The sequence below is a fragment of the Massilia arenae genome (assembly GCF_008014745.1).
Taxonomy (GTDB): domain Bacteria; phylum Pseudomonadota; class Gammaproteobacteria; order Burkholderiales; family Burkholderiaceae_D; genus Telluria; species Telluria arenae.
Map to the genome: position 1 here is coordinate 227,877 of NZ_VPFD01000003.1, position 17,188 is coordinate 245,064.

At 64.7% G+C, this 17,188-nt stretch carries 21 protein-coding genes; 2 read left to right on the forward strand and 19 right to left on the reverse strand.

Annotated features, from left to right (window positions below; translation table 11 throughout):
* Positions 1-21 precede the first annotated feature (21 nt).
* A complete protein-coding gene (locus FVD38_RS03605) occupies positions 22-1,908 on the forward strand; it encodes a DUF885 domain-containing protein (protein ID WP_147933558.1) in 1,887 nt (628 codons plus the stop codon).
* 141 nt (positions 1,909-2,049) lie between these two features.
* Complete coding sequence (locus FVD38_RS03610) at positions 2,050-3,561, forward strand: extracellular catalytic domain type 1 short-chain-length polyhydroxyalkanoate depolymerase (RefSeq protein ID WP_370660625.1); 1,512 nt, start codon at positions 2,050-2,052, stop codon at positions 3,559-3,561.
* A gap of 71 nt (positions 3,562-3,632) precedes the next feature.
* On the opposite strand, the gene tatC is transcribed toward FVD38_RS03610, so the two are convergent.
* The 19 genes from tatC to FVD38_RS03705 form a co-directional block, all read right to left on the reverse strand.
* Positions 3,633-4,388 carry a twin-arginine translocase subunit TatC gene (gene tatC / locus FVD38_RS03615; RefSeq protein ID WP_147933560.1) on the reverse strand — a complete coding sequence of 252 codons (756 nt, stop codon included), beginning with the start codon at positions 4,386-4,388 and terminating at the stop codon, positions 3,633-3,635.
* Entirely contained in the window at positions 4,389-4,910 is a 522-nt protein-coding gene (tatB, locus tag FVD38_RS03620; RefSeq protein WP_147933561.1) for a Sec-independent protein translocase protein TatB, read from the reverse strand.
* A 12-nt stretch (positions 4,911-4,922) separates the two neighbouring features.
* Positions 4,923-5,168 (reverse strand): Sec-independent protein translocase subunit TatA, encoded by a 246-nt coding sequence (gene tatA / locus FVD38_RS03625; protein ID WP_147933562.1) that lies wholly within the window; start codon positions 5,166-5,168, stop codon positions 4,923-4,925.
* A gap of 104 nt (positions 5,169-5,272) precedes the next feature.
* The gene (locus FVD38_RS03630) at positions 5,273-5,647 is read right to left on the reverse strand and encodes a histidine triad nucleotide-binding protein (RefSeq protein ID WP_123068021.1); all 375 of its coding nucleotides are present in this window, start codon (positions 5,645-5,647) and stop codon (positions 5,273-5,275) included.
* A gap of 166 nt (positions 5,648-5,813) precedes the next feature.
* On the reverse strand, positions 5,814-6,152 hold the full coding sequence (locus FVD38_RS03635) for a phosphoribosyl-ATP diphosphatase (RefSeq protein WP_147933563.1): 339 nt from the start codon (positions 6,150-6,152) through the stop codon (positions 5,814-5,816).
* Positions 6,149-6,562: a phosphoribosyl-AMP cyclohydrolase gene (gene hisI / locus FVD38_RS03640; RefSeq protein WP_147933564.1), complete on the reverse strand. Its 414-nt coding sequence runs from the start codon at positions 6,560-6,562 to the stop codon at positions 6,149-6,151. The genes FVD38_RS03635 and hisI overlap by 4 nt, the downstream gene beginning before the upstream one ends.
* Before the next feature lie 9 nt (positions 6,563-6,571).
* A complete protein-coding gene (gene hisF / locus FVD38_RS03645; RefSeq protein WP_147933565.1) occupies positions 6,572-7,333 on the reverse strand; it encodes an imidazole glycerol phosphate synthase subunit HisF in 762 nt (253 codons plus the stop codon).
* A 133-nt stretch (positions 7,334-7,466) separates the two neighbouring features.
* On the reverse strand, positions 7,467-8,243 hold the full coding sequence (gene hisA, locus FVD38_RS03650) for a 1-(5-phosphoribosyl)-5-[(5-phosphoribosylamino)methylideneamino]imidazole-4-carboxamide isomerase (protein WP_147933566.1): 777 nt from the start codon (positions 8,241-8,243) through the stop codon (positions 7,467-7,469).
* A gap of 43 nt (positions 8,244-8,286) precedes the next feature.
* Positions 8,287-8,928, reverse strand: a complete 642-nt coding sequence (gene hisH / locus FVD38_RS03655; RefSeq protein ID WP_147933567.1) for an imidazole glycerol phosphate synthase subunit HisH — start codon at positions 8,926-8,928, stop codon at positions 8,287-8,289.
* Positions 8,929-8,930: 2 nt separating this feature from the next.
* Positions 8,931-9,521 carry an imidazoleglycerol-phosphate dehydratase HisB gene (hisB, locus tag FVD38_RS03660; RefSeq protein ID WP_109345845.1) on the reverse strand — a complete coding sequence of 197 codons (591 nt, stop codon included), beginning with the start codon at positions 9,519-9,521 and terminating at the stop codon, positions 8,931-8,933.
* A 77-nt stretch (positions 9,522-9,598) separates the two neighbouring features.
* Positions 9,599-10,702, reverse strand: a complete 1,104-nt coding sequence (gene hisC / locus FVD38_RS03665) for a histidinol-phosphate transaminase (RefSeq protein WP_147933568.1) — start codon at positions 10,700-10,702, stop codon at positions 9,599-9,601.
* Positions 10,699-11,529 carry a DNA-methyltransferase gene (locus tag FVD38_RS03670; RefSeq protein WP_147933569.1) on the reverse strand — a complete coding sequence of 277 codons (831 nt, stop codon included), beginning with the start codon at positions 11,527-11,529 and terminating at the stop codon, positions 10,699-10,701. The genes hisC and FVD38_RS03670 overlap by 4 nt, the downstream gene beginning before the upstream one ends.
* Positions 11,526-12,863: a histidinol dehydrogenase gene (hisD, locus tag FVD38_RS03675; protein WP_147933570.1), complete on the reverse strand. Its 1,338-nt coding sequence runs from the start codon at positions 12,861-12,863 to the stop codon at positions 11,526-11,528. Before hisD ends, FVD38_RS03670 begins: the two co-directional genes overlap by 4 nt.
* Before the next feature lie 9 nt (positions 12,864-12,872).
* Positions 12,873-13,547 carry an ATP phosphoribosyltransferase gene (gene hisG / locus FVD38_RS03680; RefSeq protein WP_147933571.1) on the reverse strand — a complete coding sequence of 225 codons (675 nt, stop codon included), beginning with the start codon at positions 13,545-13,547 and terminating at the stop codon, positions 12,873-12,875.
* A 6-nt stretch (positions 13,548-13,553) separates the two neighbouring features.
* Complete coding sequence (gene murA / locus FVD38_RS03685; protein WP_147933572.1) at positions 13,554-14,804, reverse strand: UDP-N-acetylglucosamine 1-carboxyvinyltransferase; 1,251 nt, start codon at positions 14,802-14,804, stop codon at positions 13,554-13,556.
* 2 nt (positions 14,805-14,806) lie between these two features.
* Positions 14,807-15,043: a BolA family protein gene (locus tag FVD38_RS03690; RefSeq protein WP_109345839.1), complete on the reverse strand. Its 237-nt coding sequence runs from the start codon at positions 15,041-15,043 to the stop codon at positions 14,807-14,809.
* A gap of 26 nt (positions 15,044-15,069) precedes the next feature.
* Positions 15,070-15,831, reverse strand: coding sequence for an ABC transporter permease (locus FVD38_RS03695; RefSeq protein WP_109345838.1), 762 nt, complete (start codon positions 15,829-15,831; stop codon positions 15,070-15,072).
* A complete protein-coding gene (locus FVD38_RS03700) occupies positions 15,831-16,742 on the reverse strand; it encodes an ABC transporter ATP-binding protein (RefSeq protein ID WP_147933573.1) in 912 nt (303 codons plus the stop codon). The genes FVD38_RS03695 and FVD38_RS03700 overlap by 1 nt, the downstream gene beginning before the upstream one ends.
* 167 nt (positions 16,743-16,909) lie before the next feature.
* Positions 16,910-17,185, reverse strand: coding sequence for an STAS domain-containing protein (locus tag FVD38_RS03705; RefSeq protein ID WP_123070211.1), 276 nt, complete (start codon positions 17,183-17,185; stop codon positions 16,910-16,912).
* Positions 17,186-17,188 lie beyond the last annotated feature (3 nt).

Consider the following 17,188-nt stretch of genomic DNA (forward strand, 5'->3'; position numbering starts at 1 on the left):
TAGTTACGGGACTGAATAACGATGATGAAAACGAAAATCGCGCTGGCAGCCTTGCTGGCGTGTTTCGCACTGACGCCGGCCATCGCCGCCACCTCCAAGCCAGCCAAGGGCAAGGCCAAATCCTCGAAGGTCGTCAAGAAGAAGACTTCCAGCAAGGGCAAGAAGGCCCTGGTGGGCGCTGCTGCCGTCGGCGCCGGCGCTGCCGCTGCGGGTGCCGCCAGCGCGAACGCCGCCGAAGCACGCCTCGACCGCCGCATGTCGACCCTGAGCATGCAATACCTGACCGCCCTGTGGCGTGTGGATCCCGAAGGCGGCATCTATGTCGGCAAGTTCGACAACGCCGCCAACCTCACCATTCCGGACGCCGACACGCGGGCCAAGCAGCTGGCCTTCGCCAACGAATGGCTGGAAAAATTCGGCAAGCTCGATCCGAAGCAGCTGTCGCCGCGCTACCGCACCGACCTGGCCCTGCTGGTCAACAAGCTCGAGAAGGACCGCTGGCGCCTGAACACCTGGCGCGAATACGAGTGGAACCCGTCGCAGTACAACGTCGCCGCGCCGCTCGACCTGATCCTGAACACCGACTACGCCGCCAAGCCGCAGCGCCTGCGCACCATCCTCAAGCGCCTGGCCGACGTGCCGGCCTATTACGCGGCGGCGCAGGCCTCGATCACCAAGCCGACGCGCGAGCACACCCAGCTCGCGATCGGCCAGGCGCCGGGCACGATGGCCGTGCTGGCCGACCTGGGCAAAGCGGCCCAGGAATCGATATTGACGGCGCAAGAGAAGGCGATCTTCGCCCAGCGCATCGCCAACGCCGGCAGTGCGGTGCTGGGCTTCGTCGACTTCCTGAACGGTGTCGAGCAGCGCCAGGCGGCCAGCGGCCAGGCGCGTCCCTTCCGCGCCGGCAAGGCGCTGTACGAGCAGAAGTTCGCGCTCGATATCCAGTCGTCGTCCAGCGCCGAGGAGACCTTCCGCAAGGCCCTGGTCACGCGCGAGGAACTGCTGTCGAATATGGACCGCATCTCGGACGAGCTGTGGCCGCGCTATATGGCGGGCGTGAACAAGCCGCAGGACCGCTTCCAGAAGATCGGCATGATGATCGACAAGCTCTCGGCCCGCCACGTCGCGCGCGAGAACTTCTTTGCCGAGATCCGGCGCCAGATCCCGCTGCTGCAGGACTGGGTGATCAAGCACGACCTGTTGACCCTGGACCCGAGCAAGCCGCTCGAAGTGCGCGAAACGCCGATGTACCAGCGCGGCGTGGCCGGCGCCAGCATCGATGCGCCGGGCCCTTACCGCTCGAAGGACAAGACGTATTACAACGTCACGCCGATGGACAGCCTCACGCCGGAACAGGCCGAGAGCAGCCTGCGCGAGTACAACGAGTGGATCCTGCAGATCCTGAACATCCACGAGGCGATCCCAGGCCACTACGCGCAACTGGTGCACGCCAACCGCTCGCCTTCGCTGATCAAGTCGCTGTTCGGCAATGGCGCCATGGTCGAAGGCTGGGCCGTGTATGGCGAGCGCATGATGCTCGAATCGGGCTACGGCGACAACGCGCCCGAGATGTGGCTGATGTACTCGAAGTGGAACCTGCGCAGCGTGACCAACACCATCCTCGACTACAGCGTGCATGTGAACGGCATGGGGCAAGAGGCGGCGATCGACCTGCTCACCCGCCAGGCCTTCCAGACGCGCCAGGAAGCCGACGAAAAATGGCGCCGCGTGACCCTGACCTCGGTGCAGCTGACCAGCTACTTCAGCGGCTACCATCAGATCATGGAATTGCGCGAACGCCGCAAGCAGCAGCTGGGCGAGCGATTCAAGCTGAAGGAATTCCATGACCAGTTCCTCAGCTACGGCAATGCGCCGGTCAAGATGATCTCGGAACTGATGCAATAACCCTCTCTGCATGGCCCTCATTGCCGATGAGGGCCGTGCAAAAACGCACAAGCGGCGTGCTCGCGCACCCGCTTGTACGCCACGTCTCCCGAACTATGATGAATGTGGCAGGCCGGCCCCGGCCCAGCCCACGACAATCATATTCGGAGACACCGCATGCAGCCCTTCCATCGACGAGCGGCGCAAGCCGCGATCTGCCTGGCGCTCTGTGCGCCGTTCACTTCTTCCCTCGCACAAACCCCGGTCCAGGCCGGCCCCGGCGCCTGGAGCGCCAACCAGGTCTGGGCCAACGACACCACCCACGGCGGCGCCCTGAGCGGCTACTACTACTGGCCGGCCACGCCGCCGGTCCTGGACAACAAGCGCGCGCTGGTGCTGGTGCTGCACGGCTGCGCCCAGACCGCGGGCGGCGACGTCATCAACGGCAGCGGCGACGCCGGCTACAACTGGAAGGCGGTGGCGGACAAATATGGCGCGGTGATCCTGGCGCCGAACGCCACCGGCAACGTCTACGGCACCCACTGCTGGGACTGGGCCGCCACCAACCGCAGCCGCTCCTATGGCCACACCGCGGTGCTGCTCGACCTGATCAACCGCTTCCTCTCCAACCCCCAGTACGCGATCGATCCGAAACAGGTGTACGTGGCCGGCCTGTCCTCGGGCGGCGCCAAGGCTATGGTGCTGGGCTGCACCGCGCCCGAAGTCTTCGCCGGCCTGGGCCTCTCCGCCGCCCCGCCGCCGGGCGTGACCACCGGCCAGATCTCGATCGTCCCTTCCGGCTATACGGCGACTACCGCCGCCAATGCCTGCCGCGCGATGGCCGGGACCACGCTCGACCATTTCACGACCCAGGTCACGGGCGTGATCTGGGGCACGAGCGACTACACGGTGGCGCAAGCCTATGGTCCACTGGATGCCGCCGCCATGCGCCAGGTGTATGGCGGCGCGTGGACGCAAGGCGCAGCGGTGACCGTGCCGGGCAGCGGCAGCAATGTGGAATATACGGACGCCAACGGCAAGGTGCGCACGTCGCAGGTCACGGTGACGGGCCTGGCCCACGCCTGGCCGGCAGGCACCGGCGGCCAGAACGCCAACTACGTGAACGCGACCCGCGTGAACTACCCGGCCTTCATCATGGATTTCTGGTTCAACAAGAACCTGCGGGTGGAGCAGGCGCCGGCGCCAGTCATGGCCTCGTGCAGCGCCAGCGTGTCGGGGTCGACGGTCACGGTGAACGGCGCCGCCAGTTTCGCCGAAGGGTCGATCGCCGGCTACCGGGTGCTGCTCAATGGCCCGTCGCCGGTCGACGACCCCGCGGCCGGCAGCGGCGCTGCGTTCAGCAAGGCCTATGCGAACCGCGCCGACGGCAGCTATGGCGGCAGCGTGACGGCCATCGGCAATAACGGACAAACGTCGAATGCCTGCGCCATCCCCGCCTTCCAGGTGGGCGCCGGCACGCCGCCGCCGGTGTTCACCTGCACGACCAGCCTGGCCAGCAACTACGCCCATGTGCAGGCGGGTCGTGCCCACGTGAGCGGCGGCTATGCGCTGGCCAACGGCTCAGACCAGAACATGGGGCTATACAACACCTTCTTCACCAGCACGCTGGCGCAGACGGCGCAGGGGTATTACATCGTGGGGAGTTGTCCGTAACGCCGGGGAGACGAGAAAACTTGGGTTCCCGCCTCCGCGGGAAGTCATTACCTCCAGTGGAGGTAATGACGTTACGCGGTTTCTTCCGGCGCGCGGGTGGCGCGCGCGAACATCGGCGCCACCAGCAGGCCCAGCTCGTAGAGCAGGCACATCGGGATGGCCAGGGCCAGCTGGCTGACCACGTCCGGCGGGGTGACGATGGCGGCGATGACGAAGGCGCCGACGATCACGTAGGAACGCACCGCGCGCAGCTTCTCGAGGCTGACCACGCCCATGCGCACCAGGATCACGACCACCACCGGCACCTCGAACGAGGCGCCGAAGGCCAGGCACATAGACATCACGAAATCGAGGTAGTTTTCGATATCGGGCATGACCGCGATCGAGGTCGGCGCGAATTCGCCGATGAAGTGGAACACGCGGCCGAACACGAAGAAGTAGCAGAACGCCACGCCGGCGATGAACAGCATCGAGGACGAGATCACCAGCGGCAGCACCAGGCGCTTTTCGTGAGCATACAGGCCGGGCGCGATGAAGGCCCAGGCCTGGTAGAACACCCAGGGCAGCGCCAGGATGAAGGACAGCAGCAGGGTGACTTTCATCGGCACCAGGAACGGCGAGATGACGCCGGTGGCGATCATGGTCGAGCCAGGCGGCATCGAGGCGATCATCGGCGCGGCGATCAGGTCGTAGATGTGGGACGGCCCCGGCCACGCCATCAGCACGGCGCATACGATCGCGATCCCGATCGAGGCCTTGACCAGGCGGTCACGCAGCTCGACCAGGTGCGAGATGAAGGTGTCTTCGCCGGCGGCTTGCTCTGTCATTTAGAAGAAAGAAGAATTGGATTTGCTGGCGCTGCCGGGGCGGAACTTGCGCACCCGGGCGGCGCCCGACATCACATGGCGCTTGGTGCCATGGCGGTTCTTGTACCAGGCCGGCACGCTCGAGGTGCGCACCAGCTTCTTGCGGCGGAAGTCCCTGGCCTTGCGGTCGATGTCGGCCACGGTCGGCGCGATCGTGTTGCCGGCGTCGTGGGACGCGCGGCCATCCCACAGGGCCTCGACCTCGTCGACGTGGCTGGTGACGGACGACTCGAAATCGCTGGTGGCCGATTCGACCTCGCTCTTGAACGATTGCGCTTTCTCCTGCACTTCCTTGTGCAGGTTGCGCAGCTCGTCGAGCTCGATCTCGCGGCTGACCTCGGACTTCACGTCGTGCAGGTAGCGCTGGGCACGGCCGTACAGCGTCCCGGCCATGCGCGCCACCTTGGGCAGCTTTTCAGGGCCGATCACGATCAGGGCGACCACGCCGATGATCGCGATTTTCGACAGTCCAAGATCGATCATTGGGACTGCGCGTTACAGGCGGGTCTTGTCGCGGGCTTCCACGTCGATGGTCGACTTGTCGGCCACCTGCTGGGTCGGCTGGGCTGGCGCCGCCGGATTCGCTTCTGCAGCTTTCTCTTCGTCGCCCTTCACGCCGTCCTTGAAGCCCTTGACGGCCTTGCCGAGGTCCGAACCCATATTGCCGATCTTCTTGGTGCCGAAGATCAGCATCACGACCACCAGCACGATGACCCAGTGCCAAATACTCAAACCACCCATGTTATTCTCCTAGCAAGGCGCATGCGCCTAAAAAATCGGGGAAAGCGTCTACCTCAGTATACGCGATGCGGGAGCACTCTGCCCCCTTGAAACTTAGTCCTGGCTTATAAGCCCAGTCCGCGCCACGGACGCGGACCGCCGTACATATGCAGGTGCAGGTGATATACCTCCTGCCCGCCGTCCGGACCGGTATTGATCAGCGTCTTGAAGCCGCCGTTCGGCTTGCCGTCGGCGCCGGTCTTGACGTCAATACCATTCTCTTTTGCAAGTTTCGGCGCCAGCGCCAGCATCTTGCCCAGCACCGACGCGTGTTCCTCGGTGCAGTCGGACAAGGTGGACACGTGCTGCTTCGGAATCACCAGCAGGTGCACCGGCGCCGCCGGGTTGATGTCCTTGAATGCCAGCACGTCCTCGTCTTCATAGACGACGGCGGCCGGAATCTGCTTGGCGACGATCTTGCAAAAAATGCAGTTATCCATCTTGTCTCCAGATTATTACAACATTTCAAGGACTTACAGGCCCGTGAAGCCGAGGCATCGTATCAGCGCCCCATGACATCGGTATGACTCTCAGTCCCCGATTATGACACCGGAAGGGGCGCCACGCACAGTGAGCAGGTGCTCACTTGCGAAGCCTGGGAACTATTTATTCCTTGCGTGCTGCTTTTTCATCAATACCGGACACGCCTTCGCGCCGCGCCAGCTCGTCCAGCACTTGTTGCGGCGTGAGGTCGAACTTGGCCAGCAACACCATCGAATGGAACCACAGGTCGGCGCATTCATACAGCACCTTCGATGGATCGTTCGCGACGCGCGCATCCTTGGCGGCCATCACCAGCTCGGTGGCTTCCTCGCCGATCTTCTTGAGGATGGCGTCGTCGCCCTTGGCGAACAGCTTGGCGACATAGGAAGTCGCGGGGTCGCCGCCGTGCTCGGGCTTGCGCGATTCGATCACGGCCGCGACACGGGCCAGGGTAACGCTCATGGGGTCTTCTTCTTGTCCGGGGAATAAATGGTGTCGGGATCCTGCAGCACCGGTTCGACGCTGTGCCAGTCGCCATTGTCGTACTTCTGGAAGAAGCAGGAATGGCGGCCGGTATGGCAGGCGATGCCGCCCACCTGCTCGATCCTGAGCAGGACCACGTCTTCGTCGCAATCGAGGCGGATCTCACTCACCTTCTGGATGTGGCCGGACTCTTCGCCCTTGTGCCACAGCTTCTTGCGCGAACGGCTCCAGTACACGGCTTCGCCCGTCTCGACGGTGCGCGTGAGCGCTTCGCGGTTCATCCAGGCGAACATCAGGATGTCGCCGGTCGCCGCTTCCTGGGCGATCACTGGCACCAGGCCGTGCTCGTCCCAGCGCACCTTGTTGAGCCACTTGGCATTGGTAGGCATGTGGCTTCCTTAATCGAGGCGCATCGGGATGCCGCGTTCGGCCATGAAGCGCTTGGCCTCGCCGACCGTGTGCTGCCCGTAGTGGAAGATGCTGGCGGCCAGCACCGCATCGGCGTGCCCTTCGAGCACGCCGTCGGCCAGGTCTTGCAGGCCGCCTACGCCGCCGGAAGCGATCACGGGGATGCCCACGGCGTCCGAGACGGCGCGGGTCAGGCCCAGGTCGAAACCGATCTTGGTGCCGTCGCGGTCCATCGAAGTGAGCAACAACTCACCGGCGCCGAGGCTCTCCATCTTGCGAGCCCATTCCACCGCGTCGAGACCCGTGGCATTGCGGCCGCCGTGAGTGAAGACTTCCCATTTACCGGGACGGGTCTGTTTGGCGTCGATCGCCACCACGATGCACTGCGAGCCGTGCTTGTTGGCGGCGTCGAAGACGAGCTGCGGATTGGTGACGGCCGAGGTGTTCATGCTGACCTTGTCGGCGCCGGCATTGAGCAGGCGCCGCACGTCCTCGACCTTGCGCACGCCGCCACCGACGGTGAGCGGGATGAACACGGTCGAGGCGACGGCTTCGATGATCGGCAGGATCAGGTCGCGATTGTCGCTGGAAGCGGTGATGTCGAGGAAGGTGATCTCGTCGGCGCCCTGCCCGTCGTAGCGGCGTGCGATCTCGACCGGATCGCCGGCATCGCGCAGCTCGGTGAAGTTGACGCCCTTGACCACGCGGCCGCCGGTGACGTCGAGGCAGGGGATGATGCGTTTGGCTAGCATAGTCGTTCTCTGCGTTGACCCAAAAACCGTTGTCCCCGCGAAGGCGGGGACCCAAACTTTCATGCTGAGTGGTACTGAATGCATTTCCACCAGGCGTAAAACTTGGGTTCCCGCCTGCGCGGGAACGACGTGTTCAGGTCTGCGCCCCTTCCGTCAGTTCATCGGCGCGGTCCTGGGCCGAGGCCAGGTCGAGCGTGCCTTCGTAGATCGAACGGCCGCAGATCACGCCTTCGATGCCTTCGTCCTGCACCGCGCACAGCGCTTCGACGTCGGCCAGCACGTGCACGCCGCCCGAGGCGATCACGGGAATCTTCACCGCGCGCGCCAGCTTGACGGTCGCCTCGATGTTCACGCCGGCCATCATGCCGTCGCGGCCGATGTCGGTGTAGATGATCGATTCGACGCCATAGCCTTCGAACTTCTTGGCCAGGTCGATGACTTCATGGCCCGACATCTTGCTCCAGCCATCGGTCGCGACCTTGCCGTCCTTGGCGTCCAGGCCGACGATGATGTGGCCCGGGAAGGCGCCGCAGGCGTCGTGCAGGAAGCCCGGGTTCTTGACCGCGGCGGTGCCGACGATGATGTAGCTGATGCCTTCGTCCAGGTAGCGCTCGATGGTATCGAGATCGCGGATGCCGCCGCCCAGCTGGACCGGGATCTCGTCCAGGCCGTTGTCTTCGGCATATTCCTGCACCACCTGCAGGATCGATTTGATGGCGCTCTCGTTCTTCGGTTTGCCCGCGAATGCGCCGTTCAGGTCGACCAGGTGCAGGCGCCGCGCGCCCTTCTTGAGCCAATGCAGCGCCATGTCGGCGGGATCTTCGGAAAACACGGTGGCGAGGTCCATATCGCCTTGTTTCAGGCGAACGCAGTGACCGTCTTTCAGGTCGATGGCGGGGATCAGCAGCATGGTCGTTGTCGGTTGGTTGACGGATTAAATCGGAGACGCGGAATCAAGGATTCCAGTGTATGAAATTGCGGTACAGGCGCAGCCCGGCGGCGGCGCTCTTTTCGGGGTGGAACTGGGTGGCGACGATATTATCGCGGCCAACGGCGCAACAGAACGGGCTGCCGTAATCGGTCTCGCCGATCACGTCGTCCGCGTTCCCGGGCGCCGCATAGTAACTATGCACGAAGTAGAAATAGCTGCCGTCCTCGACGCCTTCCCACAGCGGGTGGGGACGCGCCTGGCGCACCCGGTTCCAGCCCATCTGCGGCACCTTGAAGCGCGAGCCGTCGGCCTGCAGCTTGCCGTCCAGCTGGAACCGCACCACCTTGCCGGGCAACAGGCCCAGGCCGGGCGTGCCTTCGTTTTCTTCGCTCTCTTCGAACAGCATCTGCTCGCCCACGCACACGCCCATGATGGGACGGGTTTTGGCGGCGCGCAGCAGCGCGTCCTCGAGACCGGACTCGCGCAGGCTGTTCATGCAGTCGCGCATGGCGCCCTGGCCCGGCAGCACGATGCGGTCGGCGCGGTCGATATCCGCGGCCGAGCTGGAAATGAGGACGTCGGCCTCGGGCGCGGCGGCGCGCAGCGCCTGCGCCACCGAGCGCAGGTTACCGAGTCCATCGACGACGACGATCTTGTTGGCCATGATTACAGGCTGCCCTTGGTCGACGGGATGATGCCGGCCGCACGCGGGTCCAGCTCGGTGGCCATGCGCAGCGCGCGGCCGAAGGCCTTGAACACGGTCTCGCACTGGTGGTGGGCGTTCACACCGCGCAGGTTGTCGATGTGCAGGGTGACGGCCGCGTGGTTCACGAAGCCGCGGAAGAATTCGCCCGTCAGGTCGACGTCGAAGGCGCCGATCATGGCGCGCGTCCATGGCACATGCAATTCCAGGCCGGGACGGCCCGAGAAATCGATCACCACGCGCGACAGCGCCTCGTCCAGCGGCACATACGAGTGGCCGTAGCGCACGATGCCCTTCTTGTCGCCGATCGCCTTGGCCACGGCCATGCCCAGCGTGATGCCGACGTCTTCCACCGTGTGGTGGGCGTCGATGTGCAGGTCGCCCACGGCCTCGACCTCGAGGTCGAACATGCCGTGACGCGCGATCTGGTCGAGCATATGGTCGAGGAAGGGGACGCCGGTATTGAGCTTCTGGCGGCCGGTGCCGTCGAGGTTGATCGAGACGCGGATCTGCGTCTCGTTGGTATTGCGCGTGATGTCGGCGGTGCGGGTCATTGCTCAGGGCATTCGTGGCCGGTCTCTCGCTGGGGAGAGGCCGGCTGGATTAAATGGTGTCCGTCAGGGGCGCTGGATTACAGCGACGTCTTCAGGGCTGCCAGGAACTGGTCGTTCTCTTCGGGGGTGCTGACCGTGACGCGGATGCAGTTGGCCAGCAATTTATGCATTTTACTCAAATTTTTAATCAAGACCTTCTCGCCATGGAGAATCGCGCAGGCGCGCTCGGCATCGGGCACGCGCAGCGAGATGAAATTGGCGGCCGACGGGAACACTTCCACGCCGGGCAAGGCCGCCAAGGCGGCGGCCAGGCGGGTGCGTTCCTCGTTGAGCAGGCCAGCCTGGCGGTCCAGCACGTCCAGGTGGTCGAGCGCGAACTCGGCCGCCACTTGCGTGAGCACATTGACGTTGTACGGCGGGCGCACCTTCTCGAACTCTGCCAGCAGCGGCGCCGCGGCCGACATATAGCCGAGGCGGATGCCGGCCAGGCCCAGCTTGGACAGGGTGCGCATCACGACCAGGTTCGGGTGTTGCGGCAGGCGCTCCATGAAGCTGACCCGGGCGAACGGTTGATACGCCTCGTCGACCACCACGATGCCGTGCTCGCCCACCGCCTCGATGATCGCGACCATGTCATCGGCATCGTACAGGTTGCCGGTCGGGTTGTTCGGATAGGCCAGGAACAGCAGCGACGGCTTGTGCTCGGCAATCGCCGCCAGCATGGCCGGCAGGTCGAGCGAGAAGTCGGACTTGATCGGCACGCCGACGAAGTCTGCGCCCGCGAACTGGGCCGAGCGCGAGAACATCACGAAGGCGGGCACCGGGGCCATCACCACGGCGCGTTTACTGCCGGCCTCGCGTTCCTGGCGCGCGATGGTGGTCGCCAGGATCGTAATCAGCTCGTCCGAGCCGTTGCCGAGCAGGACGTCGTAGCCTTCCGGGACGCCCAGCTTGCTGCAGATCCGGTCCTTCAGCGTGCGGTAGGACGGCACCGGATAGCGGTTCAGCGCCGCCTCGGCCAGGCGCGTGCCCAGTTCGGCGCGCAACTCCTCAGGCAGCTGGTACGGGTTTTCCATCGAGTCGAGCTTGACGTAGCCGATCGAGTCCGGCACGTGATAGCTGCCCACGGCGCGCACGTCGGCGCGGATGGTGTTCTCGATCAGTTTAGCGATGTCGGTCATGATGTTTCTTCCGTGGTGGTGACGGCCTTGGCGGCCTTGCGCAGTTTTTTTGCCTTCGCCCCGGTGACCGGCACCTCGGGCGCGGCCAGGCGTTCGGCGATGATGGCGCAGTAATCGGGGTTCAGTTCGAAACCGGTGTACTGGCGGCCCAGGCGCTTGGCGGCGATGGCGGTGGTGCCGCTGCCCATGAAGGGGTCGAGCACGACGCCGCCCGGCGGGCAGGAAGCCTTGACCATGCGCTCGATGATCTCGAGCGGCTTTTGGGTCGGATGGTCGGCGCGCTCCGGATGCTCACGGTGCAGGCGCGACACGCTCCACACGTCCTTCGGATTGTAGCCGACTTCGAGCCACTTGGCGCCGACGAAGATCGAGCGCGAACGCGCCTTCTTGGTCTCGGCGTCATACGGGATGCGCACCGCGTCCAGGTCGAAATAGTAATCCTTGCGGTTGGCGAAGAAGCCGATGGTGTCGTGCACCGACGAGAAGCTGCGCACGCTGCCGCCCATCGACGGCACGCGGCGGTCCCAGATGATCTCGTTCATCATCGTCATGCGTTTTTTCAGCATCACGAAGATCTCGGGCGCGAAGCGCCAGGTGAGGAAGATGTACAGGCTGCCGTTGGGTTTCAGCTTGGGGACGACCGCGTCGATCCACTGCTCGGTCCAGGCGAGATAAGCCTCGACGCTTTGCTGGTCCGACGCGTTGCCGTAGTCCTTGCCCAGGTTGTAGGGCGGGTCGGTCAGGATCAGGTCGATGGACCCGTCCGGGATGCGCGCCAGGCCGGCCAGCGCATCCTCGCAGAATACCTGGTTGACCCAGGACGTCATGATGCCTGCGGTGGCACTGGATTCAAACGGAGCTCGGCGCTGCGCGCGTGCGCCTGCAGGCCCTCGCCGTAGGCTAGCGTGGCCGCGACCTTGCCCAGCGTCTGGGCACCGGCTTCGCTGACCTGGATGATCGACGAGCGTTTCTGGAAGTCGTACACGCCCAGCGGCGACGAGAAGCGCGCCGTGCGCGAGGTCGGCAGCACGTGGTTGGGGCCGCAGCAATAGTCGCCCAGCGATTCGGACGAAAAGCGGCCGAGGAACATGGCGCCGGCATGGCGGATTTTATCGGCCCACTGCATCGGCTCGACCGCCGAAATCTCGAGGTGTTCGGCGGCGATGGACGATGCGATCTCGCAGGCTTCGTACATATCGCGCACCTTGATCAAGGCGCCGCGGTCGCTCAGCGACGTGGTGATGGTCGCTGCGCGCGGCATCGACGGCAGCAGCTTGTGGATGCTTTGCTCGACTTTCGCGATATAGTCGGCGTCGGGGCACAGCAGGATGGCCTGGGCCAGCTCGTCGTGCTCGGCCTGCGAGAACAGGTCCATCGCCACCCAGTCCGGATCGGTGGTGCCGTCGCACAGCACCAGGATCTCGGACGGACCGGCGATCATGTCGATGCCGACCGTGCCGAACACGCGGCGCTTGGCGGCGGCGACATAGGCGTTACCGGGGCCGACGATCTTGTCGACCGGGTCGATGGTCTCGGTACCGTAGGCCAGCGCGCCGACGGCTTGCGCGCCGCCGATGGTGATCACGCGGGTCACGCCGGCGATCGCGGCGGCGGCCAGCACCATCTGGTTCTTCACGCCGTCCGGGGTCGGGACGACCATGATGATTTCTTTCACGCCGGCGACGTGGGCCGGGATCGCGTTCATCAGCACCGACGACGGATAGGCCGCCTTGCCGCCCGGGACGTAGATGCCGACCCGGTCCAGCGGCGTCACGCGCTGGCCCAGCACCGTGCCATCGGGCTCGGTGAAGGTGAAGCCGGTCGAGGCGTCCTTCTGGCGCTCGTGGAACACGCGCACGCGATCCGCGGCGACCTGCAAGGCCGCGCGCTGGGCTTCCGGCAGCGCCGCCAGGGCTTGCTCCAGCTCGGCCTGGCCAATGTCGAATTGCGCCATCGAGGTCGCGCCGCCGTTCGGGATGCGGTCGAACTTGTTCGTGTACTCCAGCACAGCCGCATCGCCACGCGCCTTCACGTCGCGCAGGATATGCGCGACCGCGGTCTCGATGGCGTCATCGGTTTCCGCTTCGAACGCCAGCAGGGCGTCGAGTGTGGTCTTGAAGTCGGGCGCGGTGGAATCGAGCTTGCGGATCTGTACTGCCATGATTGTGCTTCAGCCTTGTTGTTGCGAGGCGCGTTCGAACGCCTCGAGAATCGGTTGCAGGCGCTCGCGCTTGAGCTTGAGCGCGGCCTGGTTCACTACCAGGCGCGAGGAGATGTCCATGATCTTTTCGACTTCGACCAGGTTGTTGGCGCGCAGGGTGCCGCCGGTCGAGACCACGTCGACGATGGCATCCGACAGGCCGACCAGCGGGGCCAGCTCCATCGAGCCATACAGCTTGATCAGGTCGACGTGCACGCCCTTGCTGGCGAAGTGCTCGCGCGCGGTGTTGACGAACTTGGTCGCCACCCGCAGGCGCGCGCCCTGGCGCACGGCCTTGTCGTAGTCGAAGCCGGCATTGACCGCGACCGACATGCGGCACTGGGCGATGCGCAGGTCGATCGGCTGGTACAAGCCTTCGCCGCCATGCTCGAGCAGCACGTCCTTGCCGGCCACGCCGAAATCGGCCGCGCCATGCTGGACATAGGTCGGCACGTCGGAGGCGCGCACGATCAGCACCCGCACGCCCGGGTCGTTGGTCGAGAGGATGAGTTTACGCGAAGTCTCGGGATTTTCCAGCACCTCGATCCCGGCCGCCGACAGCAGCGGCAGGGTGTCTTCGAAGATGCGGCCTTTGGAAAGCGCCAGGATCAGCTGGGGCTCGCCATTTACGCCATTGAATGTCATGTTCGTTTACTTAATACGTACGATGTCAGCGCCGACCGCCGACAGTTTCACTTCCATCCGGTCGTAGCCGCGATCGAGGTGGTAGATGCGGTCGATCAGGGTCGTGCCTTCGGCCGCCATGCCGGCGATCACCAGCGAAGCCGAGGCGCGCAGGTCGGTCGCCATCACCGGCGCGCCGACCAGGCGCGCAACGCCCTTGATGAAGGCGGTATTGCCCTCGGTCGAAATGTGCGCGCCCAGGCGGTTCATCTCTTGCACGTGCATGAAACGGTTCTCGAAGATCGTCTCGGTGACCTTCGACGGACCGTCGGCGATCGTGTTCACGGCCATGAACTGGGCCTGCATATCGGTCGGGAAGCCCGGATACTCGGTGGTGCGGAACGAGACCGGACGCGGACGGCCGTCCATCTTCGCGCGGATGGTGTCGCCACCCACGGTCAGCTGCAGGCCGATCTCGCGCAGCTTCTCGAGCGCGACGTCGAAGATGTCGGTGCGGGTATTGGTCAGCACGATGTCGCCGCCGGTGGCCGCCACTGCGCAGAGAAAAGTAGCGGCCTCGATGCGGTCCGAGATCACGGCATGCTGCGCGCCGTGCAGTTCAGCCACGCCCTGGATCACCAGGCGATCGGTACCGATGCCCTCGATCTTCGCGCCCATGGCCACCAACAGGTTGGCCAGGTCGGTCACTTCCGGTTCGCGCGCGGCGTTCTCGAGCACCGTCTCGCCTTCGGCCAGGGTGGCGGCCATCAAGAGGTTCTCGGTGCCGGTCACGGTGATCATGTCGGTGTGGATGCGCGCGCCCTTGAGCTTCTTGGCTTTCGCGTAGATGTAGCCGCCCTCGATCGTGATCTCGGCGCCCATCGCGCGCAGGCCCTTGATGTGCTGGTCGACCGGACGCGAGCCGATCGCGCAGCCGCCCGGCAGCGAGACCTTGGCTTCGCCGAAGCGCGCCAGCAGGGGGCCCAGCACCAGGATCGAGGCGCGCATGGTTTTCACCAGCTCGTACGGCGCCTCGAGCGTGTCGATGGCGCTGCCGTTCATGGTCACTTTCTCGTCATCCTGGGTGACCTTGAGACCGGTCTTTTCCAGGAGCTTGAGCATGGTGCGCACGTCGTGCAGGCGCGGCACGTTCGACAGATGCAGGTCGCCGGCGGTCAAGAGGCCCGCGCACAGGATGGGCAGCGCCGCATTCTTGGCGCCGGAGACCGAGATATGACCTTGCAGGCGTTTGCCGCCGACGATCTGGAGCTTGTCCATGCTTATCCTTTGAATTCTTCAGGGGTCAGGGTTTTCATCGACAGCGCGTGGATTTCCTCGCGCATGCGGTCGCCCAGCGCCGCGTACACGATCTGGTGACGCTGGATGGGGCGCTTGCCGGCGAAGGCAGGCGATACGATCACGGCCTCGAAGTGATGGCCATCGCCCTTCACGTCGAGGTGGGTGCATTCGAGGCCGGCGCTGATATAGCCGTGGATCAGTTCGGGTGTGGTCGCCACGTTAACTCCAGTTAAACTTTGTACTATTAATGGCGCAGATTGTAGCCGCGCTTGAGCAGATTGATCGCCACGCCCGTCAGCACCGCGAAAAACACGGTCACGACGGCCAGGCTGATCCAGGGCGAAACGTCGGACTGGCCGAAGAACCCATAGCGGAACCCATCAATCATATAAAAGAACGGGTTGAAATGCGAGACGGCCAGCCAGAAAGGCGGCAGTTTTTGGACGGAATAGAACACACCGGCCAGGAAGGTCGCCGGCATGATCAAAAAGTTCTGGAAAGCCGCCAGCTGGTCGAACTTCTCGGCCCAGATGCCGGCGATCGTGCCCATGGTGCCGAGGATGGCCGCGCCCAGCAGGGCGAACACCACGATCCACACGGGCGCCACGAACTCCAGGTGGGCGAACCAGGCGGTGACGATGAACACGCCGGCGCCGACCACCAGCCCGCGGAGCACCGAAGCCAGCACGTAGGCGGACAGGATTTCGGCGTGCGACAGCGGCGGCAACAGGATGAAGACCAGGTTGCCGCTGATCTTGGACTGGATCAGCGACGAGGACGAGTTGGCGAAGGCGTTCTGCAGCACGCTCATCATCACCAGGCCGGGGATCAGGAACGAGGTATAGGCGACGCCGTCGAGCATCTCGACCCGGCCGTCGAGCACGTGGCCGAAGATCAGCAGGTAGAGCATGGCGGTGACCACCGGCGCGGCCACGGTCTGGGTCGCGACCTTCCAGAAGCGCAGCGACTCCTTGTAGAACAGGGTACGGAAACCGATCGAAAACATTACTTACCTTCCTCCATGATCTGGATGAAGATGTCCTCGAGATCGGCCTGCTCCAGCTGCATCTCGTCGATGACGGCGCCGTTCTCGCGCAGGCGCGCCAGGATCGGCTCGACCTCGCTGTAGTCGTTCACGCGCAGCGTGTACTTGTTGCCGTTCGTATGCTCATCGTGCGATACCAGGTGGCGCAGGCCTTCGGGCAGTTCGCCCGATTTCAGGTGCACCACCAGCTGCGAGCCCGACACGCGGCGCAGCAGCGCGCTCATGGTGTCGAGCGCCACCACATTGCCGCGCCGGAGCATGGCCACGCGCTGGCACATGGCTTGCGCTTCTTCGAGGTAGTGGGTGGTCAGCACCACGGTGTGGCCGCCCTCGCGGTTCAGGCGTGCGATGAACTTCCACAAGGTCTGGCGCAGCTCGACGTCGACGCCGGCGGTCGGCTCGTCGAGCACGATCACGGGCGGACGGTGCACCAGGGCTTGCGCCACCAGCACGCGCCGCTTCATGCCGCCCGACAGCGCGCGCATGTTCACGTCGGCCTTGTCGGTCAGGTCCAGGTTGTGCATCACCTCGTCGATCCAGCCATCGTTGTTGCGGATGCCGAAGTAGCCCGACTGCAGGCGCAAGGTTTCGCGCACCGTGAAGAAGGGATCGAACACCAGCTCCTGCGGCACCACGCCCAGGCGCTTGCGTGCTTCGCGGAAGTCGGTGACGACGTCGTGGCCGTGGATGCGCACGTGGCCGGCATCGGGCCGGATCAGGCCCGCGATGGTGGAAATCAGGGTGGTCTTGCCGGCGCCGTTCGGGCCCAGCAGGCCGAAGAATTCGCCTTCCTCGATGTCCAAGGAGACGCCCTTCAGGGCCTTGAAGCCTTTATAGCTCTTCTCGACGCTGTCAATCTGGATTGCTGTCATGCTTGTTGGATGGCGCGGCGCGCAAAGTGGTAAGCGCACCGAAGGACCGTGCGGAGAAACGGTCCATTATAGGTGAAATTGCCATGTCAAGCGGGCAGAGGGGAGAATTGCGCGGGGTACGCCAGAGGGAGGGGGAATGCAAACGGCGGCCAATCGGCCGCCGGTCTTCAGGCTTGCGGCAGCAGCGTATCGACCCCATACAGGGCCGCCAGCTTTTGCACATTGTCCGGCACGTTCACGAAGGTGAGCCTGTGGCCGGCGTCCAGCGCGCGGCGCTGCCAGGCCAGCAGCAGGGCCACGCCGGACGAATCGGCCGCCTGCACGCCGCCGAGATCGAACACGGTCTCGCCGGCGCGGATCGCCGCCTCGCCCTGCTCCAGCGCCTGGTGGGCGGTCAGGAAGGTCAGGGCGTCGATCGACAGCATCGGGTTGGATTCAGCCATGTT